The following is a 5,472-nucleotide window of genomic DNA, read 5'->3' on the forward strand; positions in this document are numbered from 1 at the left end:
CTCCTGCGCCGCGTTGTCGATGATGCTGGTGCCCGAGGCGAGCACGGCAGCCATCATCACGTTCTCGGTGCCGGTCACCGTGACCATATCCATGGTGATGCGCGCGCCCTTCAAGCGTTTCGCACGTGCCTTGATATAACCATTCTCGACCTCGATCTCCGCGCCGAGCGCCTGCAGGCCGCGAATGTGCTGATCGACTGGGCGCGAACCGATCTGGCAACCGCCCGGCAAGGAGACTTCGGCCTGCCCGAAACGCGCGACCAGCGGACCGAGCACCAGAATCGAGGCGCGCATGGTCTTCACCAGCTCGTATGGTGCGAAATAGCGATCGGCGGAGCGCGGGTCGACCTGGATCTTCATGCGATCGTCCAGCACCAACTGCACGCCCATCTGGCCGAGCAGTTCCATGGTGGTGGTGACGTCGTGCAGATGTGGCACGTTGCTGATCGTGACCGGCTCGTCAGCCAGAAGACAGGACGCGAGGATCGGTAACACGGCGTTTTTGGCGCCGGAGATACCAACCTCCCCACGTAGCGGCTCGCCGCCGCTGATCAGAATTTTTGCCATCGGGAATCCTTCAAAAGCGAATGTCCGGGGAGCGCTGCAGCGACCGTCAACGGCGCGCGGCGACTTCCTCCGGCGTAAGAGTCTTGAGTGCGAGCGCGTGAATGGCGCCCCCCATCAGGTCACCCAGCGTGGCATAGACCAGGCGATGGCGTGCCAGGGGCATCTTGCCCGCGAACTGCGCTGCCACCACTTCTGCCTCAAAGTGCACACCGTCGTCCCCTTGCACGTTCACCTGTGCGCCGGGCAGGCCGTTTTCAATCATTGCCTGGATGCTGGCTGCGTCCATTGTTCTTCCACTGCGGGGGATCCTGAACACCAGCGGCCCATTGTTAAGAGGTCAGCCATTGGCGTCAGGCATCAAGATAGAATGCGAATATGCCATGTTAATGGAAATCTGCTGTCGCAGAAACGACACGGGGTGCCCCAAACCACGGCGAGCACCCCCTAGCCGTCAACGAGGACGCATGAACGCACCTATCGCCAAGCCCAAGTCCGCCCGGGTGGATGCCGCCGCCATCGTCCGCAGCGCACGCACCGTGATCGCCACGGAGGCGGCCGCCATTCGGGCGCTTGAGCCACGCATCGACGATGACTTCGTCACCGCCTGCAAGCTGATCCTCGGCTGCAAGGGGCGCCTGATCGTCACCGGCATGGGCAAGTCCGGCCACGTGGGCCGCAAGATCGCCGCCACCATGGCCTCCACGGGCACCCCTTCCTTCTTCGTCCACCCCGGCGAAGCGAGCCACGGCGACCTGGGCATGATCCTGCCGCAGGACGTGGTGCTGGCGCTGTCCAATTCGGGCGAAACGGACGAGATCCTATTCATCCTGCCGGTGATCAAGCGCCAGGGCATCCCGCTGATCGCCATCACGGGCAATCCGGATTCCTCCCTCGCTGGCCAGGCCGATGTCCACCTGGACGCCGGCATTTCCGCCGAGGCCTGCCCGTTGGGCCTGGCCCCGACGGCCAGCACGACCGCCGCCCTGGTAATGGGCGATGCGCTGGCGATCGCACTTCTTGAAGCCCGAGGGTTTACCTCTGACGACTTCGCGCGTTCTCATCCCGCCGGCAGTCTCGGACGGCGTCTGTTGCTGCACATCAGCGACGTGATGCACACGGGAACCGGCATCCCCACGATCTCGCCCGAAGCCAGCCTCACCGAAGCCTTGATGGAAATGACACGCAAACATTTGGGCATGACGGCCGTGATCGACAGCGACCAACATCTGCTTGGCGTGTTCACCGACGGTGACTTGCGTCGCGCGCTGGACGACGACGGCGTCGATCTGCGCAACGCCAAGGTCAGCGACCTGATGACGCGCGGTCCGAAGGTGATCGGTGCTGACAAGCTCGCCATCGAAGCGGCACAGCTGATGGAGAAGTATCAAATTCACGCCCTGCTGGTGGTCGATCACGATCAACGCGTGGTGGGCGCCCTGAACATCCATGACCTGCTGCGCGCGCGCGTGGTCTGATCGGAAAAAAAGCATGCCCAAGGATTATCTCGCCGACCTTCCCGCCGACTTGCTTGCACGCGCTGCCAAGATTCGTCTTGCTGCTTTCGATGTCGACGGCACGCTTACCGATGGCCGTCTGCTGTACAGCGAGAGCGGTCACGAAACCAAAGTGTTTCATGTGCACGACGGGCTGGGCATGAAGCGTTTGCAAGCCCATGGCATCGAAGTGGCGATCATCAGCGCACGCATCAGTCACCCGGTGGCGCTGCGCGCCGAAGAACTCGATATCGCCCACGTTTATCAAGGGCAGAACAACAAGCGCGAGAGTTTGCAACAGATCATCGAAGCGCTGAATCTGCAGCCCGAACAAGTGGCGTTCGTCGGCGACGATCTTCCCGACATTCCCGCGATGCGCATGGCAGGGCTGGCCATTGCCGTCGCCAACGCGCATCCGTGGGTGGTCGAACAGGCGCATTGGCAAACGCGTCTTGGCGGCGGCATGGGTGCCGTGCGCGAAGCATGCGATCTGATCCTGCACGCGCAAGGCAAGACGTCCGCAGAACAGGAGCACTGGCGGTGAATCTACGCCAATACCTGCGCGATAACCGAATAACGGTGGTCATCGTTATACTGGCCGTCCTGGCACCTGCGAGTTGGTTTCTTGAGCGCTGGGTGGCAGGCCCCCCCGCCGTCAACGACTTCGTCGGCCCCCCAGTTTCCGATTACGAGCTTTACACCTCCAAGGTGTGGAGCTACGACGTGACAGGGCAGTTGAATTTCATCATGACCTCGCCGCGCATGAACCGCCGCGCAGGCGACGAGTCGCTGTACATCAACGCGCCCGAGTTCACGATCATTGCAAAGAAGCCCGGCATACCCAACTGGCAGGGTAATGCGCCGTACGGCTGGGTGAACAAGAGCGGCACGCTGATGCGGCTGGACAACGCGGTCTACATGTGGCGGCCTGCCTATGCGCAAGGTCCCATGGCAACATTATGTACCTCCAATGTCACCGGCTGGCCGAAAGAGAACCGCATGGAAACCGCGGATCCGGCCACCATGACGCAGGGGGCAAGTGTGATGAACGGCGTCGGCATGCGTGCCAACCTCAACGATAACCATCTGGAGTTGCTCCATGACGTGCACGGCACGATGTATTCGAGCCAGAACAACGCTACGGCTAAGCCTGTTGATTGCCGGGCTATTGCTGCTCCACCCCGCACTAGCGAGGCAGGATGACCGCAACCAGCCAATCAACGTCGTGCATGCCAACAGCATGGATGGCTACAACCAGCCCAACTCCGTCAGCACCTTCACGGGGAATGTCCTGATTACGCAGGGAACCATGAAGCTGACCGGCCAGCTCGCAAAGATTTACACGGCGAAGGAAGACACCTCCGTCGATCACATCATTGTGACCGCGACGCCGCAGAAACAGCCGCACATCGAGCAGATCGATGACAACGGCAATCTCATGACGGGCGATGCGGATCAGCTGTACTACGACAACGTCAACGCCGTGGCGATCCTCACCGGACACGCGCACGTGTGGCAGCAAAACAAGGGCGAGTCGTTTGGCGCCAAGCTCACTTACAACACGCAGACCGGTTACATGGTCGGCGAGAGCGGTAACGAGGGTCAGATACGTATGACCTTCCTGCCCAAGCAGAAGCCCTTACCGCCAGCGAAGCATGGCGCGGGGGCACCCGCCCCGGCAGCAACGCCGGCCAAGCCCGCTGCAAAGACGCCGGCGACCACCAAACCGGCTTCGGCCTCCAGTTCACCGGCACCCGCCAGCAGCGCGCCGACCAAGGGATAACCGCTACATGCTTTCCGCAGAAGGTCTGCAAAAAAGTTTCCGCGCGCGCCAGGTGGTGCGTGACTTCCAGTTCTCTATTCGCCAGGGTGAAGTGGTGGGCCTGCTTGGCCCAAATGGTGCCGGTAAAACGACTTGCTTCTACATGATCGTGGGTTTGATCGAAGCCGACGGCGGCCTGATCAAGCTCGACAAGCAAGACATCACGGGCCTGCCCATGCACGCGCGCGCGAAACTGGGCATCGGCTACCTGCCGCAGGAAGCGTCGGTATTCCGCAGGCTTAGCGTGTCCGACAACATCATGGCCGTGCTGGAATTGCGCGAACCGGATCAGCGCAAACGCGACGCGCAGCTGGAAAGCCTGCTGGACGAATTGAAAATTTCGCACATCGCAGGCCAGAAAGGCATCAGCCTTTCCGGTGGCGAGCGCCGCCGCGTGGAAATTGCCCGCGCTTTGGCCGCCGAACCGCGTTACATGCTATTGGACGAACCGTTCGCCGGCGTGGACCCGATCTCGGTGGGCGAAATCCAGCGCATCGTGCGACACCTCAAGGAACGCGGCATCGGCGTGCTGATCACCGATCACAACGTGCGCGAGACGCTGGGTATTTGTGACCGCGCCTACATCATGAATGAAGGCGAGGTGCTTTCGCGCGGCACGCCGGCCCATATCCTGGCCGATGAGAAAGTGCGCGAAGTCTACCTGGGCCGCGAATTCAGGCTCTGAGAGCCTGTTCAAAATCTCATTTTAGAGACCAACTTCATAGCCGTCATCCCAGCGAAAGCTGGGATCCAGTGACTTTATAGACCTACAACAGGCACTGGATCCCAGCTTTCGCTGGGATGACGGCTTAGAAAAATGTCACCGCTGAGATACGAGCGGGCTCTAACTTCAGGCTCTAACTTGCGCCGTGTCACGTTGGTGCAATGAGCCACCCCGTCCGGGCATGGGGGCTATGGCCGCCGCTCTATTGATAGGGTTAGGATGACCCTAAACTCGTTCCCATGGCAGGCATGAAACCCGGACTGCAGTTTCGACTCAATCAACAACTGGCTCTTACGCCCCAATTGCAGCAAGCCATCCGGCTACTGCAATTGTCGCAACTGGAGCTGGCAGCGGAGTTGCGTCAACTCGCAGAGAGCAATCCCCTGCTCGAATTTGAAGAAGACGCTGACGCCGAACAGGAAGAACTCGACGGCGAAAGCGATATCGATAACGAATTCGACATTCCCGCGTCGTCCGCCAAAGAAACCTCCGCGACCAGCGAGAACGACGAGGCGCCGGAATGGACCGAAGCCGATATCGGCTCCGACGAGCCGATCGATTTCTCCTCAAGCAATGGCAGTGGCAGCGGAAGTCAGAGCAATAATCGCGACGACGACGGCATGGAGCCGCAGAACGCCGCGCCGGAAACGCTACAAGAACATTTGATGTGGCAATTGAACCTCACGCCAATGGATGGGCGCGCCAAGGCGATTGCTACCGTGCTTATCGATGCATTGAATACGGACGGCTATTTGGGCGAAGGCCTGGATGCCGTTCTGGCCGCACTGCCGCCGCATCTGAAAGCCACACTGGATGAAGTGGAAGCGGTGCGCCGCCAACTGCAGCGCTTCGATCCTGCGGGCGTC

General features: G+C 60.8%; 7 protein-coding genes and 1 pseudogene. 6 read left to right on the forward strand and 2 right to left on the reverse strand.

The features are described 5' to 3' along the window. Together VK725_RS00945 and VK725_RS00950 are read right to left on the reverse strand one after the other, a co-directional pair. Window positions 1–567, reverse strand: a 567-nt coding sequence (locus tag VK725_RS00945) for a UDP-N-acetylglucosamine 1-carboxyvinyltransferase (protein ID WP_414648432.1), incomplete at its 3' end; no start/stop codon positions are given. A 46-nt stretch (window positions 568–613) separates the two neighbouring features. Then, complete coding sequence (locus VK725_RS00950; protein WP_325316197.1) at window positions 614–853, reverse strand: BolA family protein; 240 nt, start codon at window positions 851–853, stop codon at window positions 614–616. Window positions 854–1,031: 178 nt separating this feature from the next. Here VK725_RS00950 and VK725_RS00955 point away from each other — a divergent pair, with 178 nt between their 5' ends. The 6 genes and pseudogenes from VK725_RS00955 to VK725_RS00980 form a co-directional block, all read left to right on the forward strand. Further along, the gene (locus tag VK725_RS00955) at window positions 1,032–2,042 is read left to right on the forward strand and encodes a KpsF/GutQ family sugar-phosphate isomerase (RefSeq protein WP_325316198.1); all 1,011 of its coding nucleotides are present in this window, start codon (window positions 1,032–1,034) and stop codon (window positions 2,040–2,042) included. 13 nt (window positions 2,043–2,055) lie between these two features. Further along, window positions 2,056–2,604, forward strand: a complete 549-nt coding sequence (locus tag VK725_RS00960) for an HAD-IIIA family hydrolase (RefSeq protein WP_325316199.1) — start codon at window positions 2,056–2,058, stop codon at window positions 2,602–2,604. After that, window positions 2,601–3,263 carry an LPS export ABC transporter periplasmic protein LptC gene (gene lptC / locus VK725_RS00965; protein WP_325316200.1) on the forward strand — a complete coding sequence of 221 codons (663 nt, stop codon included), beginning with the start codon at window positions 2,601–2,603 and terminating at the stop codon, window positions 3,261–3,263. The genes VK725_RS00960 and lptC overlap by 4 nt, the downstream gene beginning before the upstream one ends. A 22-nt stretch (window positions 3,264–3,285) precedes the next feature. Continuing rightward, window positions 3,286–3,843 carry a lipopolysaccharide transport periplasmic protein LptA gene (lptA, locus tag VK725_RS00970; protein ID WP_325316201.1) on the forward strand — a complete coding sequence of 186 codons (558 nt, stop codon included), beginning with the start codon at window positions 3,286–3,288 and terminating at the stop codon, window positions 3,841–3,843. A gap of 7 nt (window positions 3,844–3,850) precedes the next feature. Then, window positions 3,851–4,567, forward strand: coding sequence for an LPS export ABC transporter ATP-binding protein (lptB, locus tag VK725_RS00975; protein WP_126673249.1), 717 nt, complete (start codon window positions 3,851–3,853; stop codon window positions 4,565–4,567). Window positions 4,568–4,854: 287 nt separating this feature from the next. After that, window positions 4,855–5,472: pseudogene (locus tag VK725_RS00980) on the forward strand (RNA polymerase factor sigma-54); the annotation flags it as partial.

Origin of the sequence: Dyella sp., from assembly GCF_035486915.1 — a bacterium.
Classification (GTDB): Bacteria; Pseudomonadota; Gammaproteobacteria; order Xanthomonadales; family Rhodanobacteraceae; genus Dyella_B.

What these genes read in the sequence shown, in the direction of transcription:
- lptB (WP_126673249.1), top strand. Translation starts at nt 3,851, where the DNA reads ATGCTTTCCGCAGAAGGTCTGCAAAAAAGTTTCCGCGCGCGCCAGGTG.
- VK725_RS00960 (WP_325316199.1), top strand. Translation starts at nt 2,056, where the DNA reads ATGCCCAAGGATTATCTCGCCGACCTTCCCGCCGACTTGCTTGCACGC.
- VK725_RS00955 (WP_325316198.1), top strand. Translation starts at nt 1,032, where the DNA reads ATGAACGCACCTATCGCCAAGCCCAAGTCCGCCCGGGTGGATGCCGCC.
- VK725_RS00950 (WP_325316197.1), bottom strand. Translation starts at nt 853, where the DNA reads ATGGACGCAGCCAGCATCCAGGCAATGATTGAAAACGGCCTGCCCGGC.